The sequence below is a fragment of the Pseudomonas fragariae (ex Marin et al. 2024) genome (assembly GCF_059621105.1).
Map to the genome: position 1 here is coordinate 64,268 of NZ_CM184369.1, position 25,453 is coordinate 89,720.

18 protein-coding genes and 1 pseudogene are annotated in these 25,453 nt (G+C 61.8%); 5 read left to right on the top strand and 14 right to left on the bottom strand.

From position 1 onward, the window contains the following. Positions 1 to 202: 202 nt before the first annotated feature. The 6 genes from AC54XV_RS00310 to AC54XV_RS00335 all read right to left on the bottom strand — a co-directional run bounded on the left by AC54XV_RS00310 (position 203) and on the right by AC54XV_RS00335 (position 6,388). A complete protein-coding gene (locus AC54XV_RS00310) occupies positions 203 to 1,447 on the bottom strand; it encodes a heme biosynthesis protein HemY (RefSeq protein WP_011266158.1) in 1,245 nt (414 codons plus the stop codon). Further along, complete coding sequence (locus AC54XV_RS00315; protein WP_024641405.1) at positions 1,444 to 2,565, bottom strand: uroporphyrinogen-III C-methyltransferase; 1,122 nt, start codon at positions 2,563 to 2,565, stop codon at positions 1,444 to 1,446. Before AC54XV_RS00315 ends, AC54XV_RS00310 begins: the two co-directional genes overlap by 4 nt. A gap of 53 nt (positions 2,566 to 2,618) precedes the next feature. Further along, positions 2,619 to 3,392 (bottom strand): uroporphyrinogen-III synthase, encoded by a 774-nt coding sequence (locus tag AC54XV_RS00320; RefSeq protein ID WP_060400510.1) that lies wholly within the window; start codon positions 3,390 to 3,392, stop codon positions 2,619 to 2,621. Continuing rightward, positions 3,389 to 4,330 carry a hydroxymethylbilane synthase gene (hemC, locus tag AC54XV_RS00325; RefSeq protein ID WP_060400511.1) on the bottom strand — a complete coding sequence of 314 codons (942 nt, stop codon included), beginning with the start codon at positions 4,328 to 4,330 and terminating at the stop codon, positions 3,389 to 3,391. The genes AC54XV_RS00320 and hemC overlap by 4 nt, the downstream gene beginning before the upstream one ends. Before the next feature lie 232 nt (positions 4,331 to 4,562). Then, positions 4,563 to 5,309 carry a LytR/AlgR family response regulator transcription factor gene (locus tag AC54XV_RS00330; RefSeq protein ID WP_003401565.1) on the bottom strand — a complete coding sequence of 249 codons (747 nt, stop codon included), beginning with the start codon at positions 5,307 to 5,309 and terminating at the stop codon, positions 4,563 to 4,565. Then, the gene (locus tag AC54XV_RS00335; protein ID WP_024640029.1) at positions 5,306 to 6,388 is read right to left on the bottom strand and encodes a sensor histidine kinase; all 1,083 of its coding nucleotides are present in this window, start codon (positions 6,386 to 6,388) and stop codon (positions 5,306 to 5,308) included. Before AC54XV_RS00335 ends, AC54XV_RS00330 begins: the two co-directional genes overlap by 4 nt. A 133-nt stretch (positions 6,389 to 6,521) precedes the next feature. On the opposite strand from AC54XV_RS00335, the gene argH reads away from it, so the two are divergent. Both argH and AC54XV_RS00345 read left to right on the top strand, forming a co-directional pair. Then, complete coding sequence (gene argH, locus AC54XV_RS00340; RefSeq protein WP_024651182.1) at positions 6,522 to 7,916, top strand: argininosuccinate lyase; 1,395 nt, start codon at positions 6,522 to 6,524, stop codon at positions 7,914 to 7,916. A gap of 254 nt (positions 7,917 to 8,170) precedes the next feature. After that, a complete protein-coding gene (locus tag AC54XV_RS00345) occupies positions 8,171 to 9,412 on the top strand; it encodes a nucleoside recognition domain-containing protein (protein WP_011266161.1) in 1,242 nt (413 codons plus the stop codon). A 4-nt stretch (positions 9,413 to 9,416) separates the two neighbouring features. Here AC54XV_RS00345 and AC54XV_RS00350 read toward each other — a convergent pair whose 3' ends face one another. The 6 genes and pseudogenes from AC54XV_RS00350 to AC54XV_RS00375 all read right to left on the bottom strand — a co-directional run bounded on the left by AC54XV_RS00350 (position 9,417) and on the right by AC54XV_RS00375 (position 17,397). After that, a complete protein-coding gene (locus AC54XV_RS00350) occupies positions 9,417 to 10,610 on the bottom strand; it encodes a DUF5924 family protein (protein WP_003401574.1) in 1,194 nt (397 codons plus the stop codon). 96 nt (positions 10,611 to 10,706) lie between these two features. Continuing rightward, complete coding sequence (locus AC54XV_RS00355; protein WP_060406234.1) at positions 10,707 to 12,083, bottom strand: M16 family metallopeptidase; 1,377 nt, start codon at positions 12,081 to 12,083, stop codon at positions 10,707 to 10,709. A 57-nt stretch (positions 12,084 to 12,140) separates the two neighbouring features. Continuing rightward, positions 12,141 to 13,793, bottom strand: a complete 1,653-nt coding sequence (locus AC54XV_RS00360; protein ID WP_024642305.1) for a Na/Pi cotransporter family protein — start codon at positions 13,791 to 13,793, stop codon at positions 12,141 to 12,143. A 520-nt stretch (positions 13,794 to 14,313) separates the two neighbouring features. Further along, on the bottom strand, positions 14,314 to 15,174 hold the full coding sequence (locus tag AC54XV_RS00365) for a methyl-accepting chemotaxis protein (RefSeq protein WP_370683564.1): 861 nt from the start codon (positions 15,172 to 15,174) through the stop codon (positions 14,314 to 14,316). Further along, positions 15,169 to 16,290, bottom strand: a pseudogene (locus tag AC54XV_RS00370) (Cache 3/Cache 2 fusion domain-containing protein); the annotation flags it as partial. The gene AC54XV_RS00365 and the pseudogene AC54XV_RS00370, both read right to left, overlap by 6 nt. Positions 16,291 to 16,476: 186 nt before the next feature. Next, entirely contained in the window at positions 16,477 to 17,397 is a 921-nt protein-coding gene (locus AC54XV_RS00375) for a LysR substrate-binding domain-containing protein (RefSeq protein WP_003401579.1), read from the bottom strand. Positions 17,398 to 17,555: 158 nt separating this feature from the next. Between AC54XV_RS00375 and AC54XV_RS00380 the strand changes: the two genes are divergently transcribed. Beyond that, entirely contained in the window at positions 17,556 to 18,938 is a 1,383-nt protein-coding gene (locus AC54XV_RS00380) for a NorM family multidrug efflux MATE transporter (protein ID WP_058822578.1), read from the top strand. Between the two features lie 12 nt (positions 18,939 to 18,950). Here the strand turns inward: AC54XV_RS00380 and AC54XV_RS00385 are convergent, their stop codons facing one another. Next, positions 18,951 to 20,615 carry a putative bifunctional diguanylate cyclase/phosphodiesterase gene (locus AC54XV_RS00385; protein ID WP_024660940.1) on the bottom strand — a complete coding sequence of 555 codons (1,665 nt, stop codon included), beginning with the start codon at positions 20,613 to 20,615 and terminating at the stop codon, positions 18,951 to 18,953. Positions 20,616 to 20,819: 204 nt separating this feature from the next. On the opposite strand from AC54XV_RS00385, the gene rep reads away from it, so the two are divergent. Then, positions 20,820 to 22,829, top strand: a complete 2,010-nt coding sequence (gene rep / locus AC54XV_RS00390; RefSeq protein ID WP_003401585.1) for a DNA helicase Rep — start codon at positions 20,820 to 20,822, stop codon at positions 22,827 to 22,829. Between the two features lie 51 nt (positions 22,830 to 22,880). Continuing rightward, positions 22,881 to 23,450 carry a xanthine phosphoribosyltransferase gene (locus AC54XV_RS00395; protein WP_003401587.1) on the top strand — a complete coding sequence of 190 codons (570 nt, stop codon included), beginning with the start codon at positions 22,881 to 22,883 and terminating at the stop codon, positions 23,448 to 23,450. A 675-nt stretch (positions 23,451 to 24,125) separates the two neighbouring features. Here AC54XV_RS00395 and AC54XV_RS00400 read toward each other — a convergent pair. Then, complete coding sequence (locus AC54XV_RS00400) at positions 24,126 to 25,445, bottom strand: sigma-54 interaction domain-containing protein (protein ID WP_011266169.1); 1,320 nt, start codon at positions 25,443 to 25,445, stop codon at positions 24,126 to 24,128. Positions 25,446 to 25,453 lie beyond the last annotated feature (8 nt).

Consider the following 25,453-nt stretch of genomic DNA (forward strand, 5'->3'; position numbering starts at 1 on the left):
AAAGGACGAGACGATTACGGTAGAGGAAAGGGTGCGGCGCATTCAAGGTGGCGGCGTACGGATGCGTCGCTGTTTACCGAGGAAAAAGAACACGCCGCTGCGTGGTTCTTTTACACATGGATGTAGGACGATTCTCACGCATTGATCCTGACGGGCTGGTGAGGCAGCACGGAGAGCCCTCACCGAGGACTCTCCGGCGGATTCAGGCCTTGGTCAGCACCGGCAAGGGGCGCGACAGGAGGCGCTCGTCGAGCAGGCCCAGACCTTCCTGAAACAGCTGATTGCTGCGATCCGTCTCACCCAGTTGGCCGAGCAGGCGAGCCAGCTCGGCGCAGGTTTCGGGATTGCGCTCCAGGCGCAGACTGCTCTCCAGATAATCCCGCGCCTTGCCCCACAGTCGACCTTGCAGACAGATACGTCCCAGGCTCAGCAACAGGCTTGGATCAGCTGGATGGTGCTTGAGCCAGCCCTCCGCCGTTTGCAGCTGCTTCAACGGGTCGCTGCCGCGAACCAGTCCATACAGACGCGCCAGATGGCTGTTGTACTCGCGCTTGAGGGCGCTACGAAGCACCTCTTCGGCCTGGGCTTCGGCACCCAGACGGCGCAATTGATCGGCATACGCCAGCACCAGTTGCGGCTCCTGACGTTGCGCAGAACCCAGCCCCTGCCAGGCGCTTTCCAGTGAAGGCAGACCGGTCGGTGCGCCTTCGATGCCTTCGCGGTACGCCGCCAGGCTAAGGTTTTCGCCCCAGGCGCGGCGTTCCAGCTCGGCCAGTTCCTTGGCTGGCAGGACCTTGTCCTTGCGCAGCTCCGGCATCAGGCGAACCACATCGGACCAGTCACCACGTTGCTGATACAGGCGTTGCAACTGACGAAGCACCTGTGGGTTGTGCGGATGACGCTCTTTCATGGCCAGCAGTGTGGTCAGCGCACCTTCGGTGTCGCCACGGTCCTGCTGCAGTTGAGCGTGATTCAGGGCAATCGCCAGCTCGGCTTGTGGCTGACGCTCGAGCGCACGCTCCAGCAAGGCATCGCAGTCTTCGTAACGGCCCTGCTCGTTGGCAGCACGTGCAGCGCCGATGTAGTAGAGCAGCGGATGCGTATCGGCTTCGGCGGCGCGTTGCAGATGACGTTGGGCGCTGGACCAGCGGCCCTCGGCAAGGTCCATCTGGCCTTGCTCGATAGCTATTTGCACGCGACGACGGCGGTTGCGGCGCGACCATGGGTTGACCACGCGGCCTGAGGTCGTCAGCAGGGTGATCAGCAGCCTCAGCAGTGCGATCACCAGTAACGCAACGACCAGCAACGCCAGGGTTGCCCACAGACTCGATTCATAGCGGAAGTTCTGATAGGCGATCAGGACATAGCCGGAATGCTCGGCGATGGCGACCCCGATCAGCGCCGCAGCGGCGATCGCGATGAATAACAGCACATAGAAGCGCTTCATCGGCTGGTCCCCTGTTGCGCCTCGGCTGGCTGGCCGGCAGCGTGTCGGCGTTCAAGGTAGGCCTGCACGGCGCTCAGGGTTGGTGCCAGATCCGGTGTCTTCACCGATACCGGCTGGCTGGCGACGGCATCAAGCCCTTGGCCGAGCGCCTTGCCCTGTGGGTCGTCCTGATCGAAGTTGGCTTTCAGGACGCTCTGCGCTTCGGTGATGGCCTTGGAATAAACCTCGGGCTCGCCGTTAAGCGCTGCCCACTGCGCCTGCTCCAGCGCCAGGCTCAGGGCCAGGCGCACCTGCGAAAGGCTCTGGCCGGCGAGTACCGGGCGGATGTCCTTGTCGGCGTTGAAATCGATGCGGAAGTAATGTGAGATCTCGTCCCACCACTGCGACCAGCGGCTGGTTTCGGTCTTGTCAGCGGTCAGCCCCATAAGCGACTCGCCCTTGTCTGCGTATTCGGGAGCCAGCTTGTTGAGCTGTACAGCCTGCTCACGCAAGGCAGCCAGTTGCAGAAACAGCCCGGTGCGGTCCGGCTGCTCGACGCTGCGCAGGGCGGCAAGGCTCTTGGCCAGTTGCTCGCGGGCAGCGAAGGAGCCTGGATCATCCTGCTCACGCAGAATTTCGTCGGCACCCTGAACCAGCGCCTGCGCACTGTTGATGTCCTGCAGCGCTGAAAGGCGCAGGCTGGCCAGGCGCAGCAGATGTTCGGCCTCGGCCAGACGCCAGTCCTTGCGGCTCGCCCCCAGCACGGTTTCGAGTCGCTGGCTGAGACGCTGCTGATCGCCTTGCAGTTGCGCGACCAGACGGCGGCTGTCTTCCAGTTGGTTGGCTGGCGGGAATTGCGCGATACGTGCGCTCAGTTGCTGGTCATTCTGCGCCAGCACCAGGGTCTGTTCGGCGATGTCCTCGACCTGTCCGCGCTGTTGCTGGTGCCCGGCCTGCAACATGCGCAGTTGCCAGACTCCCCAGCCGGCGACGGCGATACCGGCAATTGCCAGCAGCAAGGCCAGGAATACCAGGCCACTGTTGCGGCTGCCGGTGCGCTCGGTGCGGACTGGCTCAGGCTTGGATGCAGGCGTTTTCAACACCGATTCTTCGTCTTTAGGCAAGGCTGTTTCGCTCACGTATCCCATCCTTTGCATTTTGGCGTAATAGCGTAAACGACAGGTGTCGATCATTACGCCTTGACGGCAGGCTGAGGTTGTTCCCGCAACGCTGCCAGCAATGCCGCGGCGCTGGCGCCACGACAATCAATAACGGTCCGTGCTCCGGCTGCCCGCGCAATGCTGGCAACCCGGGGGCTCGGTACAAACAGCGGCAGATCGGCCAGGTCCGGCCATGAATCCCCCGCCAACTCAAGCAAATGTTCAAAACCCTGCCCACTGCTGACCACCAGCCCGTTCAAGCGTTCCACCGCGACACGTTGCGCCAGGGCGCCGGGCGCATGCTGCGGCAGGTAGCGACGATACAGCGGCAGGTAATCAACGCCCACCCCCAGCGCGCGCAGTTGCTCGGCCAACAGCTCGCGCCCCTCGTCGCCGCGCATGATCAACACACGGCTTCCCGGTACGGCAATCGCCTGTTTGAGGCGCGGCAGTTCAAGCAAGGCTTCGCTGTCGTCGCCCTGCTCCGGCCAGCTCGCATCGAGCCCGTAATCGACCAGTATCTGCCCGGTTGCTGAACCCACACTGAACCAGGGTTGCAGGGGCGGTTGCGGCCATACTTCGTCGATCAGTTCGATGGCCAGTCGCGCGGCCGGCTTGCTGACCACGATCACTGCACAATAATTGAGCAGCTCGAAAATGATCGAACGCTGTGCAGGCGTCAAGGGCAACGGCTCGGTTTCAAGCAGGGGCAGGCTGCTGCTGAAGGTACCGGCCTCGGCCAGCACCCTGGCCAGCGCTGCCGACTCTTCGGCCGGGCGGGTCAGCAGCAGACGCCAGCCCCTCATTCGTTATTGGCCTCGCCGTAGACCGCTTTCAGAATCTCGGCGGCGCCCTGCTCCAGCAGCGCTTCGGCCACCTGCACACCCAGTGCCTGGGCGGATGTCTGGGGTGCCCGGGCATCTGCGTGCAGCAACACGCTGCCGGACGGATCGCCCACCAGGCCGCGCAACCAGACGTCATCGCCTTCCAGTACGGCGTAGCAGGCGATCGGCACCTGACAGCCACCGTTTAGGTGCTTGTTCAGCGAACGCTCGGCAATCACGCGCACGGCGGTGTCTTCGTGGTGCAGAGGGGCAAGCAGCGCATGAATTTCGGCGTCGACGCTACGGCATTCGATACCCACCGCGCCTTGGCCACCGGCTGGCAGGCTGTCATCGACGCTGATTGCCGAGGTGATGCGGTCTTCGAAACCCAGGCGGATCAGGCCGGCGGCGGCGAGGATGATGGCGTCATATTCGCCGGCATCGAGCTTGGCCAGACGGGTATTGACGTTGCCGCGCAGGAAACGGATCTGCAGGTCGGGTCGACGCGCCAGCAATTGGGCCTGACGGCGCAGGCTGGAGGTGCCGACAATGCTGCCCGCCGGTAACTGGTCCAGGCTGGCAAAGGTGTTGGAGACGAATGCATCGCGCGGGTCTTCACGCTCGCAGATGCAGAACAGGCCCAGGCCTTGTGGAAAATCCATCGGCACGTCTTTCATCGAATGCACGGCGATGTCGGCGTTGTTTTCCAGAAGCGCGGTTTCCAGCTCCTTGACGAACAGCCCTTTGCCACCGATTTTCGACAGCGGGGAGTCGAGCAGTTTGTCGCCACGGCTGACCATAGGCACCAACGTCACGAGCAGGCCGGGGTGGGCCTGTTCCAGGCGGGCCTTGACGTATTCTGCCTGCCAGAGTGCCAGCGCGCTTTTGCGAGTGGCGATGCGGATTTCGCGAGAGGACATTGAACAATCCGTACTGAGTGAATGCGACGGATAATAACAGCTCAATCCCGGTCAGGGCGGCTTCGGCGCCGATTGGGAATTGCTTCAGACACTAAGCCGATCAATCAATCGGCAGTGCCTGAGGGGCGCATGAGGAAGGCTGCCCGCGGGCCAGCCGAAAAACACATGAATCCGGGATTGCCCCCCGTTCCATGAATCGGCCCGCGCGCAGAGGCTCCAGAGCGGCGAAGCGCTAGAGCTGCTGCATCATTTTGCGGACACCGGCGACGTGGCGGCGGCTGACGATCAACGCATCGCCATTGAGGCCTCTGAGGAACAGCTGGAAATGCCCCAGCGGGGTGCGCTGCAACCGTTCTATTCGCTCGCGGGCCACCAGCGCATTGCGGTGAATGCGCACGAAGCGGTCGCCGAACTCGTCTTCCAGCGCCTTGAGCGGTTCGTCCAGCAGCACTTCGCCGCCCTCGTGGCGCAAGGTCACGTACTTGTGATCGGCGATAAAGTAGATCACCTGATCCAGCGGAATCAGCTCGATGCCTTTGCGGGTACGCGCGCTGATATGGCTGCGTGGCCCTGATCCGCTTTCGGCAGCCGGGCGGGTCAACGCCGCCAGTTGCACACGGTTCGGCCGCTCGGCTTTGCGCAACGCTTCGACAAGGTGCTCGGAACGCACGGGCTTGACCAGATAGCCCACCGCACTGACCTGGAAAGCTTCCAGGGCGAACTCATCATGGGCGGTGCAAAAGACCACTGCAGGCGGTGCTTCCCGCTCGCACAGCCGCGCTGCGACCTGGAGGCCATCGAGACCCGGCATGCGGATATCGAGCAGCACTACGTCCGGTTTGTGGGCCTCGATCAGCGCCAAGGCTTCTTCGCCATTGGACGCGCTGGGTTCCAGTACTCGATAACCCTCGATTTCATTGACCATGCGGCTCAATCGCTCGCGGGCCAGGGGTTCGTCATCAACGATCAGGACATTCATATAGCTCTGGCTTCCTGCGTGAGTCTCGCACAAGGATAGCGTAGACAGGTGTAGTGACGACCGTCACGGCGCTCCACGCTCAGACTGGCGTGCGGGCCAAAAAGTGCCGCAATTCGTGCGCCTATATTCGTCAGAGCTTGCTGAGTACCGTTGGAAGTCTGCCGATTGGCAACTTCTTCATAGGGATTGCTGACGCTCAATATGAACTCTCCCCCTTCATAGTTCGCTTCGACTGTTACAACGCCCCCTTCGACCCGCGGAGCAATGCCATAAATCAAAGCGTTTTCAAGTAATGGCTGCAAGGTTAGCTGGGGGATCGGCAAGTCCTCGGGAATTGCGCTCACCCTCCAGTCCAACTGTAGACGCTCGCCAAGACGATATTGCTCAATCGATAAATATCGTTTTGCCAATGCCAGCTCTTCACCCCATGTCACCAGGCTGCCCGGCTTGGCCAGACTGGCGCGAAACAGGTCCGAAAGATCGAGCACCGCCTGCTCGGCCTTGACCGGGTTGCTGGCCACCAGACTGGCGATACTGTTGAGTGTGTTGAAGAGGAAATGCGGGCGGATGCGCGCTTGCAGCGATTCGATTCTGGCGCGCAGTTCGCCCTGTTGCTGCTTGCGCCACTGACTCTGCAGATAGAAATAGCGCAGCATCAGGGCCGACATGATCAGGGCAATCGTCGAGTAGCGCAGATAACGCTCGACCATGCCGCTGACCGAAATCCGCCCGGTAAGCTGACAGACATCGGTAACGGCTGTGCACAACAGCGTCAGGCCGACCACCAAAAGGCAACTGAGCATGCCTGCCAGCCCCGGCGTCAATCGCGCCAGCCAGGGCCGCAACCCGCACAGCAGCGCCGCGGACAGTAGCACGATCCATTGCACGAACAGCGACATCAACGCCAGGCGTACCCAGTCGAAGCCGCTGCGCATCGGTTCCACCAGCACCAGAACCAGCACCAGCAGCTCCGCCAGCACGACGAGCACCAGCAATGCCTGCGGCAGACACAGTTCAGGGAGGAAAAAGTCTTTGCCGGGCGCGGGCCGGGCGTCGTGTTTCACAGGTTCGATTCGCATGACTCCAGTCTCTGCCCTGGCCTCGTCAGCGGCAAGCTGTCCGGGGATAAATATGCATCAACCCTGTTATCATCGCGTTCGTTCTTGTGCCAGGTATCGGGCACGTCACTTTCAGTCAGCAACGAGCGAATCCATGAGCACCGACAAGACCAACCAGTCCTGGGGCGGCCGCTTCAGTGAACCCGTCGACGCGTTTGTCGCGCGTTTCACCGCCTCCGTCACCTTCGATCAACGCCTGTATCGCCACGACATCATGGGCTCCATCGCCCACGCCACGATGCTGGCCAAGGTGGGCGTACTGACCGACGCCGAGCGCGATACCATCGTTGACGGCCTGAACACCATCCAGGCCGAGATCGAGGCTGGCCAGTTCGACTGGCGCGTCGATCTGGAAGACGTGCACATGAACATTGAAGCACGCCTGACCGACCGCATCGGTATCACCGGCAAGAAACTGCACACCGGTCGCAGCCGCAACGATCAGGTCGCCACCGATATCCGTCTGTGGCTGCGCGACGAAATCGATCTGATCCTCAGCGAAATCACCCGTCTGCAGCAAGGCCTGCTGGGCCAGGCCGAGCGTGAAGCTGAAACCATAATGCCCGGTTTCACCCACCTGCAGACGGCCCAGCCGGTAACATTCGGTCACCATATGCTGGCCTGGTTCGAAATGCTCAGCCGCGACTACGAGCGTCTGGTCGACTGCCGCAAGCGTCTCAACCGCATGCCGCTGGGCAGCGCGGCGCTGGCGGGCACCACCTACCCGATCGACCGCGAGCTGACCTGCACACTGCTGGGCTTCGAGGTGGTGGGCGGCAATTCGCTGGACGGTGTATCGGATCGCGACTTCGCCATCGAATTCTGCTCGGCTGCATCCATCGCAATGATGCACCTGTCGCGCTTTTCGGAAGAGCTGGTGCTCTGGACCAGTGCGCAGTTCCAGTTCATCGACCTGCCGGACCGCTTCTGCACCGGCAGCTCGATCATGCCGCAAAAGAAAAACCCTGACGTCCCTGAACTGGTTCGCGGCAAGAGCGGCCGTGTGTTCGGTGCCCTGATGGGCCTGCTGACCCTGATGAAAGGCCAGCCGCTGGCTTACAACAAGGACAATCAGGAAGACAAGGAACCGCTGTTCGACGCCGCCGACACCCTGCGTGATTCGTTGCGTGCGTTCGCCGACATGATCCCTGCTATCAAGCCCAGGCACGCAATGATGCGTGAAGCGGCGCTGCGCGGCTTCTCGACCGCCACCGATCTGGCCGACTATCTGGTCCGCCGCGGTCTGCCGTTCCGTGACTGCCACGAAATCGTTGGTCACGCGGTGAAGTATGGCGTGGAAACCGGCAAGGACCTGGCAGAGATGAGCCTGGAAGAGCTGCGTCAGTTCAGCAACCAGATCGAGCAGGACGTCTTCGCCGTGCTGACCCTGGAAGGCTCGGTGAATGCCCGTAACCACATCGGCGGCACCGCCCCCGAACAGGTCCGCGCCGCCGTGGTTCGCGGCCAGGAACTGCTGGCCGGGCGCTGAACATACCCCGCACAGCCCCTGATGACGCGGAGCATTGGCACGATAGAAATCTCAAGGTTTTCATCGTTCCCATGCTCCGCGTGGGAACGCGCTTCGTGACGCTCTGCGTCCTATTCTGAATGTGCGCCGCAGAGCGTCACAAAACGACCGTGTTCTCGTGCACCTATCATTCCTACAACTCTTTCAGCACCTGCCGATTTCCCTCCAGCGCACCCCGCCGCTATCATCCCCGCTTCTTGTGGGGGACTTATCCGATGCTCAATGGCCTGTGGCTTGGTTTTTTTGTCGTGGCGACGATTTCCGCGCTGGTGCAGTGGCTGGTGGGCGGCAACGCCGGCATTTTTGCCGCGATGGTCGAAAGTATCTTTGCCATGGCCAAGCTGTCGGTCGAGGTCATGGTGCTGCTGTTCGGCACGCTGACTCTATGGCTGGGCTTTTTGCGCATCGCCGAGAAGGCCGGCATCGTCGACTGGCTGGCCAAGGTTCTCGGGCCGCTGTTTCTGCGCCTGATGCCGGAGGTGCCGCCCGGCCACCCTGCGCTCGGGCTGATCACCCTCAACTTCGCCGCCAATGCCCTGGGGCTCGACAACGCCGCCACGCCGATCGGCCTGAAGGCCATGCGCTCGCTACAGGAACTCAACCCCAGCAAAACCGCCGCCAGTAACGCGCAGATCCTGTTTCTGGTGCTCAACGCCTCATCCCTGACCCTGCTGCCGGTAACGATTTTCATGTACCGCGCCCAGCAGGGTGCGCCTGACCCGACCTTGGTATTCCTGCCGATCCTGCTGGCCACCAGTGTCTCGACCATCGTCGGTCTGCTGTCGGTCGCGTTCATGCAACGTCTGCGTCTGTGGGACCCGGTGGTGCTCGCCTACCTCATCCCCGGCGCCCTGCTGCTGGGCACCTTCATGGCCTTTCTCGGCACACTGTCGGCGGCTGCGCTGGCGGGTCTGTCGTCGATTCTGGGCAACCTCACGCTGTTCGGCCTGATCATGATGTTTCTGATCATCGGCACGCTGCGCAAGGTGCTGGTCTACGAGGCCTTCGTCGAAGGTGCGAAGGAAGGTTTCGACGTGGCCAAGAGCCTGCTGCCTTATCTGGTCGCCATGCTCTGCGCCGTGGGCGTGCTGCGCGCATCCGGCGCGCTGGACTTCGGTCTGGAAGGCATTCGGCATCTGGTGCAGTGGCTGGGGCTGGACACGCGCTTCGTCGATGCGCTGCCGACCGCCATGGTCAAACCCTTCTCGGGCAGCGCCGCCCGTGCCCTGTTGATCGAAACCATGCAGACCCAAGGCGTGGACAGCTTCGCTGCATTGGCCGCTGCCACGATTCAGGGCAGTACCGAAACCACGTTCTACGTACTTGCCGTGTACTTCGGCGCCGTAGGCATTCAGCGCGCTCGCCATGCTGTGGGCTGCGCGCTGCTGGCCGAGTTTTCCGGCGTCGTGGCCGCGATCTTCGTCTGCTACTGGTTCTTCGGCGCGACCGCCTCCTGAAACATTACTGCGCCGGAACCTGAGGCGCAGATTCAGCGGGGGCTGGCTCTGCAGGCGCAGCCTCCTGCTTCTCCTGTTTCGGCTCAGTTGCAGGGGCTGATTCAGGTGTAGCCTCTTCGGCCGAGTCGCCGCCTGGCTTGAGCTTGATTATCCGTCCGGTAGGCCGCTTCACTGCCGGTTGATCATCGTCAGTGACCACAAAACGCAGCACGCCTATCATCTGGCCGTCTTCGGTCAGCACCCTCACCTGCCAGCGTCCTGTCACGTCCTCCGGGAAGTTCTGCTTGCGCGTCCAGGCGCGATAGCCTTCCTTGCGGCCGCCGTGGATATCCAGCGCGATGCGGTCCATCTCTTCGCCTTCATGCCACCACACATGGTAGATACGCTCGTCCAGGCCACGCGGCGCATTGATGGCGGTGTACGCATACAGGCCGCCGTTGCGCAGCTGCTTGGCGCTGATCAGCGAAATGCTGTCGCCCGGCGTACGGTTCTTGTTATCGAAGTCCGGGCTCACCGCCACTTCGGTCAACCACAGCGTCGCAGGCGGCACCCAGGAGCGCAGCAACCAGCCCGCCGCGCCGATGGCCAGGATGATGCTGATCACGGCCAGTGCGCTGCGCCAGGTATTGAGCGGGAAATTCGCCATCAGGCTGGGCGCCGACAGCAGCATCGCCACGCCCAGGGCCAGTTTGTAACTCTCGGCGGTGGTCAGGTGCAGGATGATCGGCAGTGCGGTCAGCAGTGCCGCGAACAGCGTCAGTGTGTGCAGCGTCATGAACAGCCAGCGCCTGGGCGCCAGCCATTTGTAGTAGAGAGGGTCGATGATCGAGATCAGCCCGGCGGCGCCGAGCACCGCAGTGAACACCGCCTGACCACTGTTCCAGGTGGTGGTGATGAAAAAGAACGGCAGCACGAAGAACAGGCTTTCCTGATGAATCATCTGCGTGCCGTAGCGCAGCAAGCCCTGCGGAATCTCGCGGCCCAGCGCCTTGTTAAGTAACCCGACCATGGTGTTTTCGACCATCAGCCACAGCCAGCTGATCAGCATCACCACCGCGATCCAGGTTGCCAGCCCCGCCTGGCGATCGACCAGAATGAAACTGGCGATACCGGAAACGAAACCAAACGCTGCAATGAGCCCCGGATAGCGCTGCATCAAGTTGAGCACGGGCGTCACATAGCGATTCACGTCAAGCATCGGAGGGGTCACTCGGTTCTGTTCATACAAAAAAACGCGCTGCGTAACAAACGCAGCGCGGAGCCTGCACCCTGGGTGCAGTTCGGCGTCAGGATTCTATGTGCTGCGTGCACGCCAGCGCCACAGGGCCAGCAGTGCGATGAAACCCAGTACCCCACCAATCAGCCAATACAGGCCGTCATAACTGAACAGCGGCTTTTCAATGCGCATGTAACCCGGCTGGGCTAGCAATTGGCGCAGCGCCTGATTGGCCGTCTCCAGCTTCACCGCCTTGATTCGCTTGGCGGGATCCTCGAAACGCCCGTTTTCATAATCGTTGAGCGCGCTCCAATAGTAGTCCGCCAGCGCGCTATTGCCTTGTGTAGCCCATGACTGCCGATCAATGGCGAGCTGTTGCAGCCGCGCAAACGTAGCGGGCTGCATGCCTTCTTTTTGCAGGCGCTCGACCAGGCCGCGAATGTCGCGCTCGGCTTCATCGGCATCATCACGCTCGACATCGGCGTTCAGGCTCAGAAACCCGACATCGCCAAACACTTCGCGCTCTGCAGAAGGCCCGTAGGACAAACTGTGTTTCAGGCGCAGCTCAGTGTAGAGCGTCCAGTCCAGATAGGCTTTGACCAGGTCCCAGGTTTCGTCGTGCTGGTCGTCGAGCTGCGGCTCGGGGTAGATCAGGTGCAGCTTGGCACTCTCGCCCAGCCCGCCGCGCTCGAGCTCGCGTCGCGGTTCGGCCGAGCCGTTGCCCTGTGCCAGTGGCGGGTGGTCGGTCGGGTCGGTGGGGGCGAGCTTGCCGTAGGTGCGCTCCAGATAGGCTGGCAGCAGCTTGTCCAGATCACCCACCACAATCAGCGTCATGTTGTTGGGGGCGTACCAGTTGGCGAAGACGTCTTCGATGTGCTCCAGCTTGATGCCGTCCACCTCGGGGCGTTCGGCGCATTTCAGGCCCAGCTCCACCGCCAGCTGGCTGCTGGCGCTGCGCCCGGAATCTCGTCGGTCAAGCAGGCGCTGCAAGTGGGAAAAGTGCCCGCCATCTTCGCGCTCGACCACGCGTTTGACGCCATCCAGCCGCGCCTGGCTCAGCTCGGTTTTGGTCATGATCTCCAGCAGCAGGTCGAGCACTTTGCGCTGGTTTCGCGCAGGCGCTTCGATCACGAAGGTGGTGTCGGCGTTGCTGGTGAAGGCGTTCCACTCGCCGCCCAGTGCCTGCATACGCTCTTCCAGCCCCCCTTCACCGCTGTCATCCACGCCGCTGAACAGCAAGTGTTCCAGCAGATGCGGCAGTTCCTTGTCCTGGCACGGGAAATCATCGAAGCCGATACCCACCACCAGGCGGATGGCGACATGACCCTTGTCGTCACCGGGTTTGAGAATGACTTGCAAACCATTGGGCAGCAGGTAGCCCTCGACCTGAAGACGGTCAAGGGCGAATGAGGGGAGTGAACCGAGGAGCAGACAAGCGAACAGCAGGCAACGCATAAAACAGCTTTCCTGGCGGGCCGGTATGTTTAACAGACTTCACCTGCGCCCTTACGTTCAGAGTGATCTGTCGGCCTCGACCTCGCTCGACAAGGCGCCTGTGTCAGCGGTTTCCAGCACCACGTAGGCGCTGCTGCAGAACAGCGAGTTCAGACGCTTCATGTCGGCAATCAGTTCCAGGTGCAGCGAACTGGTTTCGATACTCTGGACCACCTTGTTGCGCAGGCGGCTGACGTGGGCGTGCGCCAGGCGTCGCTCCTCGGCCCTGAACTGACGCTTTTCGCGCAATAACTGACGGGCGCTCTCGTGATCGCCGCTGAGGAACACCGAGAGGCCCAGACGCAGGTTCGACTGTAACTGGATCTGCAGATCGGCAAGTTCTTCAAGACCGACTTCAGAGAACGACCGGCGATGCGCCGTCTTCTGCTGCTGGATCTTGCGCAGCATGCGTTCGATCAGGCCGCTGGCCAGCTCCAGGTTGATGGTCAGCTCGATGATCTCGGCCCAGCGCCGGTTATCGTGCTCGCCGAGGTCTTCACGCGGCATCTGCGCCAGGTACAGCTTGATCGCGCTGTACAACGCTTCGACGTCGTCGTTGAGGCGGCGCACTTCCTGGGTCACTGCGGTTTGCGTGCCGCGCAGCACCGCCAGCATCGAGGCGAGCATGCTTTCGATCAGATCGCCCATACGCAGGGTTTCACGCACTGCGTTGGCCAGCGCAAGGCTGGGCGTCGACAGGGCGGTCAGGTCCAGATGACGCGGTTTGGCCAGGCCGCCGACTTCGTTCTGTTGCGGCAGCAGATAGGAACAGAGCCGCGCCATCGGAGCCACGGTAGGCAGCATGATCAGGCAGCGTACCGTGTTGTAGAGCAGGTGGAAGCCGATCACCAGTTCCTGCGGACTAAAGCCCAGCGTGTCGATCCAGGCAACCAGCGGATCAAGCACCGGAAAGATCAGCAACAGGCCGAACAGCTTGTACAACAGACTGCCCAGCGCCACCTGCCGACCGGCAACGTTCTGCATGCTGGTACTGAGGAAGGCCAGCAGGCCGCTGCCGATATTGGCCCCGATCACCAGGCCGATCGCCACCGGCAAGCCAATGACCTCGGTGCCCGCCAGTGTCGCCGTCAGCAGCACTGCTGCCAGGCTGGAATAGGAGATCAGCGCGAACATGGCGCCCACCAGCGCATCCAGCAGCAGGTCGCCGGTCAGCGAGGCGAACAGCACCTTGACCCCCGCGGCCTGGGTGATCGGTGCAGCGGCCGCGACGATCAACTGCAAGGCCAGCACGATCAGGCCCAGACCAATACCGACCCGCCCCAGTTGGCCGGCACGGGTCTGCTTGCGCGACAGAAAGAACACCACGCCAAGGAAAATCAGCAGCGGTGACAGCCATGACAGATCGAAGGTCAGCACGCGAGACATCAAGGCGGTGCCGACATCGGCGCCAAGCATGATCGCCAGCGCAGGCGTCAGCGTCATCAGCCCCTGGCCGACAAACGATGTCACCAGCATGGCGGTGGCGTTACTGCTCTGCACCAGTGCCGTCACCAGAATGCCGGCGATGAACGCGAGCGGTCGTTTGGACATGTTCTGGCTGAGCACACGACGAAGTTGTGTACCGTAAACACGAAGGATGCCAGTGCGCACGATATGCGTGCCCCAGATCAGCAGGGCGACGGCGGATAGCAAATCGAGCAGGGTCAGCATGCGAAAAGCCCCCTGAGGTTTGCCCATACAGGCGATGAATTGAAAGATGCAGCGTGTAGCGAGCGGGGATGGGTGTAACGCTCTACTAAGCTTTTAGTCGGCCATGGGCCTTGGCGCCAGCATCGCACAGCGTGGATTTCATTGAAATAAAAGTGTCATAAATCAGTGCCCATTCGCGTCTCGTTCTTCACGCTCCCAAATGGGGATGCGCTTTGTAGCGCTTCGCGCCACGCTACACGCTCAAAATCGGACGCAGAGCGTCCAGAGCGGCATACCCACGCGGAGCATGGGTACGATGGTGTCCTTGAGAGCGCCTATCGTTCCTCACACTCCAGCGTGGGACTGCTCTTCGTGACGCTGCGCGTCATAACTCTGCGTCACGCCACACATTCAGGATCGGACGCAGAGCGTCCAGAACGGCATACCCACGCGGAGCATGGGTACGATGGTGTTCTTGAGAGCCGCTATCGCTCTCCGACGCAGAGCGTCGGCGCGATAATCGTGCGCCCTTCAGCAGCCATCAACGGAACCGGTCAACCTCGTGACGCAGTTCTGTCGCCAGGCCATTCAGCTCCTGGGCAGTGATGGCCAGATTGGACATGACCTGGCGCTGTTCGCTGTTGGCCATGGCGATGCTTTGCAGGTTGCTGCTGAGCATGGTCGCGGTGCTGCTTTGTTCCTGGGTGGCGGTGGTGATGGCGGCGAACTGGTGACCGGCCGAGCGGCTTTGCTCGTCGATCTGGGCCAGCGCGGAGGCCACTTTGGCGTTGAGCGACAGGCCTTCCTGCATCAGCGTATTGCCCTGCTGCATGGTGCTGATGGCGTTGCCGGTTTCCTGCTGGATGCTGGCGATCATGCCGGAAATCTCATCGGTGGCTTCACGGGTGCGCGAGGCCAGGCTGCGGACTTCGTCAGCCACCACGGCAAAGCCGCGACCTTGTTCGCCGGCGCGCGCGGCCTCGATGGCAGCGTTGAGCGCGAGCAGGTTGGTCTGGTCGGCAATCGAGGTGATTACCCCGACAATGCTGCCGATTTCCTGCGAGCGCTGGCCCAGCGTGTCGATGACTTTCGCGGTGCTGCTCAGCGAAGTGGCGATCTGTTGCAGCGACGAAGACGCCTCTTCCATCGAAGTACGACCGATGCGTGTCTGCTGGGCATTTTCCTGGGCCAGGCGTTCGGTATTGCCCATGTTGTCGGCGATGTTCATCGACGTGGCGCTGAACTCTTCGACGGCACCGGCCATGCTGGTGATCTCGCCGGATTGCTGCTCCATGCCCTCGAACGCACCGCCCGACAGGCCGGACAACGCATTGGCACGCGTACTGACTTCCTGCGCCGCGGTACGGATATGCGACACCATCGATGACAGCGCTTCGCTCATCTTGTTGAAGCTGCCGGACAGCTGCCCGATCTCGTCGTTGCTGGTCACATTCAGGCGTACGCTCAGGTCGCCCGCACCCAGTGCGTCGGCCTGGCGTACCAGTTCAGACAATGGGCGCAGCTTGCTGCGCAGCAGCCAGATGGCGCTGATCACGGCGATGAGCATGGCCAGCAGACTGCCGATCGCCAGTTGCGTGCCGACGTGCCAGGTCACTTCGCTGATTTCCTTGCGCGGCATGCTGGCGATGACGGTCCAGGGGCCGCCGGCGAACGGCTGGCCGACGCTGTAATAGTTGTCATCCCCGTCATCCCAGAACTGCGCCTTGCCTGGTTTGCTGGCAAGCTCGGCAACGGACTTGGCGGCACCTTCCAGGGATTTGACGCCCGCCGGTGGAACCAGCCAGGTGCCCTTGTCGTCGAGCAGCGCCAGCGAGCCGGTAGAGCCGATGCGGAAGCTCTTGAGGTTATCGAACTGGGTCTTCTGCGCATCGGTGTAATCGAACCCTACGAACAGCGCCGCAATGATCTTGCCGCTGCTGTCGCGGACCGGGCTGTACTGGGTCATGTAATAGCGATCGAACAGCACCGCTTTGCCGACATAGCTCTGCCCGGCGATCAGGCGCTCGTAGGCTGCGCCCTTGCGGTCCAGCACGGTGCCGATGGCGCGGGTGCCATCCTGCTTGCTCAGGGAGGTGCTGATCCGGATGAAGTCGTCGCCGCTGCGCACGAAAATGGTCGCGACGCCGGCGGTCATCGAGCGGAATTCATCGACTTCGGTGAAGTCGTTGTTCAGCGCGGCATCACGCAGGAACAGGCCTGGCGTGGACGTGCCCGCCACGGTGACCGGCTTGTCGGCTTGCAGGCTCAGGCCATCGGCGAAGCGTTTTTCGAACAGGCCACTCAGGCGCTGAGTGCTGTCGCGCAGCGTGCTGTGGAAAGTGTTGAGCTGGTCAGCGAGGAGTCTGGCTTCACTCGACATGTGCTCTTCACGAATGACCAGGTTGGACGCGTCCAGAGACCTCAACGCGAACAGGGTACTACCACTGATAACCACCGCCAGGATCACGGCCAGAGCAATACCAAGTTGCGAAGCAATTCGGGTACGAGGCTTGGACATAGAGACTCCGTGCCGAATGATTGGAGTCGCCGGGTCCGTGGCTTACCATTCAGCTGATAGATTTAGTTGGTGTTTTTACGCTATTTGAACGAGCAATCTTCAAGCAATGCTTCGGCCATCAAGGTCGTTACTTGAGAGCGGAGCGAGACATTTACAGATGATGGCAGTTCAATATTAAACTAAATTTTAATAGAGTACTTCAACTAACGGCAACTTCATGGCACCCACCTCCGCCTGAAGAAAATCGCTGAGGCGTCGCAACCGCTCTGCGCCGGGCCTCGTACGCGGCCAGACCAGATAATAGTTTTCGCCACTGAACACCGCCGTGCGCCACGGCAGGCTCAGACGCGCCTGCGCCACGTCCTCGGCGACCATCAGCAGGTCGCCCATCGACACACCGTAGCCGCGTGCTGCGGCAATCATTCCCAGCTCCAGGGTGTCGAACACCTGCCCGCCTTTGAGCGACACCTGATCGGCCAGACCCATGCGGTTCAGCCAGGTGCGCCAGTCACGGCGATCAGGGGTGGGATGCAGCAATTCAGCCTTTGCCAGCCGTTCCACGTCCCATGGCGGGTCCTGCAACAAGGTGGGCGCACCGACCGGAATCAGCAATTCGGGAAACAGCAGTGTGGCTTCCCAGTCCGACGGGAAATGCCCCTGGCTGAGTAGAATCGCGCAATCGAAAGGCTCCTGGGTAAAGTCCACCGCATCGATTTCCATCCACGCGCTGGTCAGTTGCACCTCGTTGCCCACCTGCAGATGACGAAAACGGCTGAGCCGCGCGAGCAGCCAGCGCATGGTCAGGGTCGACGGGGCTTTCATGCGCAGAATACCTTCTTCGGTCTGCAAGGTGCTGCAAGCGCGTTCCAGTGCCAGGAACCCGTCGCGCACGCCGGGCAACAGCGCGCGTGCCGATTCGGTGAGCTGCAAGTTACGCCCGTTGCGCTGAAACAAGCGGCAGGCAAAGTGCTCTTCCAGCGTACGAATATGCCGGCTTACTGCACTTTGGGTGATCGAAAGTTCCTCGGCCGCGCGGGTAAACGAGGTATGCCGCGCAGCTGCTTCAAAAGCCCTTAGTGCGTAAAGAGGAGGGAGACTGCGAGGCATGAGGGCGCTTCCTGCGGACGATGAGCAGCCACTTTACTGCAAATTGCTTCAGATGAGTTTTAGTCATGCTGAGCATCGGATTTATCGTTTTGTGTTTAGCCGGGCAACTGCCCAGAATGCGTCGCTCAATCGTCCCTTTGCCGTAGAGCACCGTCACCATGCAGCATTCCGCCCTCAAAGAACTCTGGATCATCCTGCGCCTGGCGGGGCCGCTGATCGCGTCACAGATGGCGCACATGCTGATGGTCTTCACCGACACCGTGATGATGGGCAAAATCGGCCCGGAAGCCTTGGCCGGCGGTGGTCTGGGCGCTGCCACGTACAGCTTCGTGTCGTTCTTTTGCGTCGGCGTGATGGCCGCAGTCGGCACGCTGGTTTCGATCCGTCACGGCGCTGGCGACACCGAAGGCGCGACCCGTCTGACCCAAGCCGGTCTGTGGCTGGCCTGGGGCATGGCGCTGGTTGCTGCACTGTTGCTGTGGAACCTCGAACCCATCCTGCTGCAGTTCGGTCAGGCCGAAGCCAACGTGCACATGGCGGCTCAATTTCTGATCACCCTGCCCTTCGCCCTGCCCGGCCTGCTCAGCTTCATGGCATTGCGCGGCTTCACCAGCGCACTGGGTCGCGCGGGGCCGGTGATGACCATCAGCCTGGCCGGTGCGGCAGCCAACTTCGTGCTCAATTACGCGTTGATCCATCAATGGCTGGGGCTGCCCAACCTGGGGCTGATGGGCATCGGGCTGGTCACCGCGATCGTCACCAACTGCATGGCCCTGGCACTGGCGCTGCATATCAGGCTGCATCCGGCCTACGCCGCATACCCGATCAGAAAGGGGCTTTCGAAACTGTCACGCAGCCACCTGGGCGAGCTGTGGCGTCTCGGTTTGCCGATTGGTGGCACCTATGCAGTGGAAGTCGGGCTGTTCACTTTTGCGGCGTTCTGCATGGGCGCGATGGGCAGCACGCAGATGGCGGCGCACCAGATCGCCCTGCAGACCGTGTCCATGGCGTTCATGGTTCCGGTGGGGATGTCCTACGCGGTCACCATGCGTATCGGCCAGCATTATGGCGCGGGCAACCTGTTGATGGTGCGCATGGCCGGGCGTCTGGGTATCGGTTTCGGCGGCTGTGTGATGCTCATGTTCGGGCTGCTGTTCTGGCTGGCACCGCACCTGGTTATCGGCCTGTTTCTGGACATCAATGACCCGGCGTTCGCCGAGATCGTGGTACTGGCTACAAAGCTGCTGGCTATTGCCGCCCTGTTCGAGTTTTTCGACGGCACGCAGACCATTGCCATGGGCGCCATTCGTGGGCTCAAGGATGCGCGCACCACCTTCCTGATCGGCCTGGGTTGCTACTGGCTGATCGCTGCGCCTGCCGCGTGGTTGCTCGGCTTCTCTACTGATGCTGGCGCTTCAGGCGTGTGGTGGGGGCTGGCGCTGGGCCTGTTCTGCTCGGCCGTGGCGCTGACCTACGCGTTTGAATGGAAGACGGCGCGGCTGTTGCGTCAGGACGCAGCCGGGTTGGCGGTGCCGGGCTGATCCAGTGCACCGTCACCCGGATCTGGAGGTATCGGCGTGTGCCACTTCCGAACGCAGATAGGTCACCAGTTCTTCCACCGGCAGCGGCCGGCTGATCAGATAGCCTTGCACCTGATTGCAGCCGAAACTGCGCAGCAACTCCAGTTGCCCGGCGGTTTCCACGCCCTCGGCGACCACTTCCAGGTTCAGGTTGTGCGCCAGATTGATCATGGCGTTGACCAGCTTGCGGTTCTCTTCGCGTAACTCCATCTGCCCGACAAAAGTCATGTCGATCTTGAGCAGCGCGATGGGCAGGCTGTTGAGGTGCATGAACGACGAATAGCCGGTGCCGAAATCGTCCAGCGAAAAGCGCACGCCCAGTTGGCGCAATGCGTCCATGGTCTGCCTGACCTGATCGCTGCGCCGCATGACCGCGGTTTCGGTCAGTTCGAACTCCAGCCAGCGCGCGTCGACATCGTGCTCCGCGATCAGGCGAGTCAAGGTCGGCAGCAACTGGCTGTCCTGAAACTGCCGGAACGACAGGTTGATCGCCATGTGCAGCGGGGCAAAGCCCTGTTCGCGCAGGGCCTGCATGTCACGCAGGGCGCGGAAGATGACCCAGTAGCCGAGCGGCACGATCAGGCCGCTTTGCTCGGCCAGTGGCACGAATTTGCTGGGCGGCAGCAGCCCGCGTTCCTGATGGCGCCAGCGCACCAGTGCCTCCAGGCCGACGACACGCCCGCTGTCCAGGCACAGGCGCGGCTGGTAATGCAGTTCCAGCTCATCGCGGCGCAAGGCACGGCGCAGTTCACCTTCCAGATCGGCGAGGCTGCGGGCGTTGCGATTGATGCGCTCGTCGAACAGGTGATAGGTGCAGCCCTGCATGCTCTTGGCCTGACGCATGGCGATATGTGCATGCCACATCAGCGGGTCGGCTTCGGGCTGGGCCTGGGAGTGAGCGATGCCCAGGCTGCAACCCAGCAACAGGCTTTCGCCATCGACCCAATAGGGTTCGGCCAGCACGTCGGTGATACGTTCGGCCATTTGCAGGGCGCGTTCGGGGGCTGTTCGGGTGTCGATCAACAAGGCGAATTCGTCGCCCCCCAGGCGGGCGATCTGATCACCGGCATCGAGCTGGTTTTTCAAGCGCGCCACCACTTGCAGGATCAGTCGATCACCGGCCTGATGCCCCAGTGAATCGTTGGCGCGGCGAAAATTGTCCAGGTCCAGATGCCCCAGCGCCACGCTGCCGCCTTCGCTCAGGCGAGCCGAGAGCAGCGCCTGAAACCCCTGGCGGTTGGCGATGCCGGTCAACGGGTCCTGGCCGACCAGACGTCGCAGGCTGTCTTCCAGACGACTGCGCTCGTGGACATAGCGCAGGCAGCGCCGAAGCGTGTCGCCGGTCAAGGCGTCGCGCACCAGCCAGTCACTGACGCCGGTCGGTCCGACCAGCGGTTCGGCCTCAAGCAGCACCACGGTAGGCAACAGACAGGCCCCGGTCCTGGGCTGCAGATCAGGGGTGGTCAGCAGCACGGTGTTGCGCTCGTTAGCGTAGCGGGCGCTGAAAACATCCCAGTTCGCGCCATGCAGAAGTATCACGTTGCTTCCCGGCGCAGTGAGGCAGCCGCTCAGCAGCGCCTGCCAGAAGGGCTCGTGCGCCAATAACAGCAATCGCAAGGGTTCGACAGGTGTAGGCAATCTAACTTCCTAAGTGCAAAGGAAAAACCGGTGGCCGCACTCTCGCAGGAGCGCGACAAATACACGTATCGCGCGTCGCGGCGCAAATGTAACAAAAACAGAAGAATTAGATAGCTGTCACTGTCTGACGACGATGAGCACTGCACAAAACCGTGGGCCTGTTAAAATGCCCGACCTTTTTTACAGACGACTCTTCATACCGCCATGTCCCGACTCAATCCCCGGCAGCAGGAAGCCGTGAACTACGTCGGCGGCCCTCTTTTGGTGCTCGCCGGTGCCGGTTCCGGCAAGACCAGCGTGATCACCCGCAAGATCGCGCACCTGATCCAGAACTGCGGTATTCGCGCCCAGTACATCGTCGCCATGACCTTCACCAACAAGGCCGCGCGCGAGATGAAAGAGCGGGTCGGCACGCTGCTCAGAGGCGGCGAAGGACGTGGTCTGACGGTCTCGACCTTCCACAACCTGGGCCTGAACATCATCCGCAAGGAGCACACACGGCTGGGCTACAAACCGGGCTTCTCGATCTTTGACGAGACCGACGTCAAGGCGCTGATGACCGACATCATGCAGAAAGAGTATTCCGGCGACGACGGTGTCGACGAAATCAAGAACATGATCGGCTCATGGAAAAACGACCTGATCCTGCCCGCCGAGGCGCTGGAAAACGCCCGCAACCCCAAGGAACAGACCGCCGCCATCGTCTACACCCACTATCAGCGCACGCTCAAGGCGTACAACGCGGTGGACTTCGACGATCTGATTCTGCTGCCGGTCAAGCTGTTCCAGGAACACGCCGACATCCTGGAAAAGTGGCAGAACAAGGTGCGTTACCTGCTGGTCGACGAATATCAGGACACCAACGCCAGCCAGTACCTGCTGGTGAAGCTGCTGATCGGCACGCGCCATCAGTTCACCGTGGTGGGCGACGACGACCAGTCGATCTACGCCTGGCGTGGGGCGCGGCCGGAAAACCTCATGCTGCTCAAGGACGACTACCCGTCGTTGAAAGTGGTGATGCTGGAGCAGAACTACCGCTCGACCAGCCGCATCCTGCGTTGCGCCAACGTGCTGATCTCCAACAACCCGCACGCCTTCGAAAAACAACTGTGGTCCGAGATGGGCCACGGCGACGAGATCCGCGTGATCCGCTGCCGCAACGAAGACGCCGAGGCCGAGCGGGTGGCCATGGAAATCCTCACCCTGCACCTGCGCACTGACCGCCCGTACAGCGATTTCGCCATCCTTTATCGCGGCAACTACCAGGCCAAGCTGATCGAGCTGAAATTGCAGCACCATCAGGTGCCGTATCGACTGTCGGGCGGCAACAGTTTCTTCGGCCGCCAGGAAGTGAAGGACCTGATGGCTTATTTCCGTCTGCTGGTGAACCCGGACGACGACAACGCCTTCCTGCGGGTGATCAACGTTCCGCGTCGCGAGATCGGCTCGACCACGCTGGAAAAGCTCGGTAATTACGCCACCGAGCGCAAGGTGTCGATGTACGCCGCCACCGACGAGATCGGTCTGGGCGAGCACCTGGACAGCCGATTCACCGACCGTTTGCAGCGCTTCAAGCGCTGGATGGACGGGGTGCGCCAGCAGTGCGCGCAGAACGATCCCATCGCCGCGCTGCGCAGCATGGTCATGGACATCGACTACGAGAACTGGCTGCGGCAGAACAGCTCCAGCGAAAAGGCTGCCGATTACCGGATGAGCAACGTCTGGTTCCTGATCGAGGCGTTGAAAAACACGCTGGAAAAGGACGAAGAAGGTGGCATGACCATCGAGGAAGCCATCGGCAAGCTGGTCCTGCGCGACATGCTCGAACGTCAGCAGGAAGAGGAAGACGGTGCCGAGGGTGTGCAGATGATGACCTTGCACGCCTCCAAGGGCCTGGAATTCCCTTACGTGTTCATCATGGGCATGGAAGAAGAAATCCTGCCGCACCGCTCCAGCATCGAAGCCGACACCATCGAAGAAGAGCGCCGCCTGGCCTACGTGGGCATCACCCGCGCACGGCAGACCCTGGCCTTCACCTTCGCCGCCAAGCGCAAGCAGTACGGTGAAATCATCGACTGCGCGCCAAGCCGCTTTCTGGATGAGCTGCCCCCGGACGACCTGGCCTGGGAAGGCAATGACGACACCCCGACGGAAGTCAAAGCGGTGCGCGGCAACACTGCGCTTGCCGACATTCGCGCCATGCTGAAACGCTAGCCGACACCCTATTGATCATTTATTGCGCAATGGCGCAGCCAAGGAATTGAAGTGGAAGCACTGCACAAGAAAATTCGCGAAGAAGGCATCGTATTGTCCGATCAGGTGCTGAAGGTCGATGCGTTTCTCAACCATCAGATCGATCCGGCGCTGATGAAGGAAATCGGCGATGAATTTGCCCGACTGTTTGCCGACGCTGGCGTGACCAAGATCGTGACCATTGAAGCTTCCGGCATCGCGCCGGCAGTCATGGCAGGCTTGAACATGGGCGTGCCGGTGATCTTCGCCCGCAAGCACCAGTCCCTGACCCTGACCGAAAACCTGCTGACGGCGAGTGTGTACTCATTCACCAAGCAGGTGGAAAGCACCGTGGCAATCTCGCCGCGCCACCTGAGCAGCGACGACAACGTGCTGATCATCGATGACTTCCTGGCCAACGGCAAAGCCTCGCAGGCACTGATCTCGATCATCAAACAGGCCGGCGCCACGGTGGCCGGACTGGGCATCGTGATCGAGAAATCCTTCCAGGGCGGCCGCGCTGAGCTGGACGCCCAGGGCTATCGCGTCGAATCCCTGGCGCGGGTCGAATCCCTGGCCGGTGGCGTTGTGACGTTCAAGTAAGGCTCCCGAGGGCGTTCTCCCGGACACCTATCGTTCCGCATGCTCCAGCGTGGGAATGCAGTTCGTGACGCTCTGCGTCGCAAAAGAGGACGCGGAGCGTCCAGAAAGGCATGCGACGCGGAGCGCCGCACGATAGTTGTGATGATCGTTCCTCACGCTCCAGCTTGGGAATGCAGTTCTCGACGCTCTGCGTCGCAAGAGGACGCGGAGCGTCCAGAAAGGCATGCGACGCGGAGCGCCGCACGATAGTTGTGATGATCGTCCCGCGCGCTCCAGCGTGGGAATGCCGTTCGTGACGCTCTGCGTCGTCAAGAGGACGCGGAGCGTCCAGAAAGGCATGCGACGCGGAGCGCCGCACGATAGTTGTGATGATCGTTCCTCACGCTCCCGCGTGGGAATGCAGTTCTCGACGCTCTGCGTCGTCAAGAGGACGCGGAGCGTCCGGAAAGGCATGCGACGCGGAGCGTCGCACGATAGTTGTGATGATCGTTCCCTACGCTCCAGCGTGGGAATGCAGGTCTCGACGCTCTGCGTCGTCAAGAGGACGCGGAGCGTCCAGAAAGGCATGCGACGCGGAGCGCCGCACGATAGTTGCGATGATCGTTCCTCACGCTCCAGCGTGGGAATGCCGTTCGTGACGCTCTGCGTCATAGCGTCCGTGCAGGACTGAGTGCTTTAGCGCGGAATCCCCAAGGCACGCAAACGTCGATACAGGGTGCGTTCGCTCAGCCCCAGTTCTCTGGCCAGTTCGCTGCGCGAGCCGTTGAACACTCGCAGCGCATGGGCGAGTTTTTCCAGGCCGTCGTCCTGCTGGCGGTACGTCACGCCAACCGCTTCGCCCTGCCCGCGTACTTCGGCGGGCAAATCCTGCACGCGAATCACGCCGTCGTCGGTAAATAAACGGGCTCGCTCGAGTATGTTGCGCAGCTCGCGAATGTTGCCGGGGTAACTGTACAAACTCAGCAGCTTCATGGCCTCGGCGTCGACACGCGGAGCGGCGCCGGGCGCGATGCGTTGCAGCAGACTGTCGATCAGCAGCGGCAGGTCGTCGCTGCGTTCGCGCAGGGCCGGCAGGCGAATCGGAAAGGCGCTGATGCGGTAGAACAAATCCTGACGAAAGCTGCCGTCGGCGACCATCTCCCTGAGCGGTTTATGGGTGGCCACCACCAGCCGAAAATCCGAGTGCACCGTGCGCAGGCTGCCCACCGGACGAAAACTGCCCGATTCGATCAGCCGCAACAGCTTGACCTGCATGGCCAGCGGCACTTCGCCGATCTCATCAAGGAACAACGTGCCGCCATGCGCGGCTTCGGCCAGACCGGTCTTGCGCTGCAATGCGCCAGTGAATGCGCCCTTCTCATAGCCGAACAGCTCGCTTTCCAGCAGGGTTTCGGTAAGCCCGGTGCAATCGACCACCACCAGCGGTCCGGCGGACCTGGCGCTGCTGGCGTGCAGTGCGCGCGCGAACAATTCCTTGCCGGTACCCGACTCGCCCTGCAGCAGCACCGGAATCTGCGCGGGCGCTGCACGTTGCAGGGCGCTCAGCACCTCCTTGAACGCCGCCGAGCGCCCTACCAGCCCATGTTGCTGCGGCTGGACGGAGGCCACCGCCACCGAGCTCAGCCGCTCGACATAGGCGATGACCTCACCCTGATCGTCGAGAATCGGCCGCAGCTCCACATCCACATGCTCGGGGCCGCGCGGCGTGTGATGAATGTGCAGCAGACGCTCCGGGAGCCGTGTTTCATGGGCCTTGCGCATCGGGCAGTGCTCACCGGCCTGATCGCACGGCACCGCAAACTGATGCGACACCCGATAACACTTCTCGCCCACATGCGGCGTGCCTTCGACGCCGAACTGGCGCTGGTAGGCGGTGTTGGCGGCAATGATGTTGTAGTCGGTATCGAGCACGATGGTCGGGCGCAGATCGTGTTCGAGGTATGACACCAGCGACTGCATGCGACTGCCGGGAAAATCGGTGGCGATGAGGTTCATGGGTGCTC

Excerpts from the sequence above, each read along its gene's own strand:
- AC54XV_RS00310 (WP_011266158.1), bottom strand. The coding sequence starts at position 1,447 with ATGAAGCGCTTCTATGTGCTGTTATTCATCGCGATCGCCGCTGCGGCG.
- AC54XV_RS00320 (WP_060400510.1), bottom strand. The coding sequence starts at position 3,392 with ATGAGGGGCTGGCGTCTGCTGCTGACCCGCCCGGCCGAAGAGTCGGCA.
- hemC (WP_060400511.1), bottom strand. The coding sequence starts at position 4,330 with ATGTCCTCTCGCGAAATCCGCATCGCCACTCGCAAAAGCGCGCTGGCA.
- AC54XV_RS00330 (WP_003401565.1), bottom strand. The coding sequence starts at position 5,309 with ATGAATGTCCTGATCGTTGATGACGAACCCCTGGCCCGCGAGCGATTG.
- AC54XV_RS00335 (WP_024640029.1), bottom strand. The coding sequence starts at position 6,388 with ATGCGAATCGAACCTGTGAAACACGACGCCCGGCCCGCGCCCGGCAAA.
- argH (WP_024651182.1), top strand. The coding sequence starts at position 6,522 with ATGAGCACCGACAAGACCAACCAGTCCTGGGGCGGCCGCTTCAGTGAA.
- AC54XV_RS00345 (WP_011266161.1), top strand. The coding sequence starts at position 8,171 with ATGCTCAATGGCCTGTGGCTTGGTTTTTTTGTCGTGGCGACGATTTCC.
- AC54XV_RS00350 (WP_003401574.1), bottom strand. The coding sequence starts at position 10,610 with ATGCTTGACGTGAATCGCTATGTGACGCCCGTGCTCAACTTGATGCAG.
- AC54XV_RS00355 (WP_060406234.1), bottom strand. The coding sequence starts at position 12,083 with ATGCGTTGCCTGCTGTTCGCTTGTCTGCTCCTCGGTTCACTCCCCTCA.
- AC54XV_RS00360 (WP_024642305.1), bottom strand. The coding sequence starts at position 13,793 with ATGCTGACCCTGCTCGATTTGCTATCCGCCGTCGCCCTGCTGATCTGG.
- AC54XV_RS00365 (WP_370683564.1), bottom strand. The coding sequence starts at position 15,174 with ATGAGCGAAGCGCTGTCATCGATGGTGTCGCATATCCGTACCGCGGCG.
- AC54XV_RS00375 (WP_003401579.1), bottom strand. The coding sequence starts at position 17,397 with ATGCCTCGCAGTCTCCCTCCTCTTTACGCACTAAGGGCTTTTGAAGCA.
- AC54XV_RS00380 (WP_058822578.1), top strand. The coding sequence starts at position 17,556 with ATGCAGCATTCCGCCCTCAAAGAACTCTGGATCATCCTGCGCCTGGCG.
- rep (WP_003401585.1), top strand. The coding sequence starts at position 20,820 with ATGTCCCGACTCAATCCCCGGCAGCAGGAAGCCGTGAACTACGTCGGC.
- AC54XV_RS00400 (WP_011266169.1), bottom strand. The coding sequence starts at position 25,445 with ATGAACCTCATCGCCACCGATTTTCCCGGCAGTCGCATGCAGTCGCTG.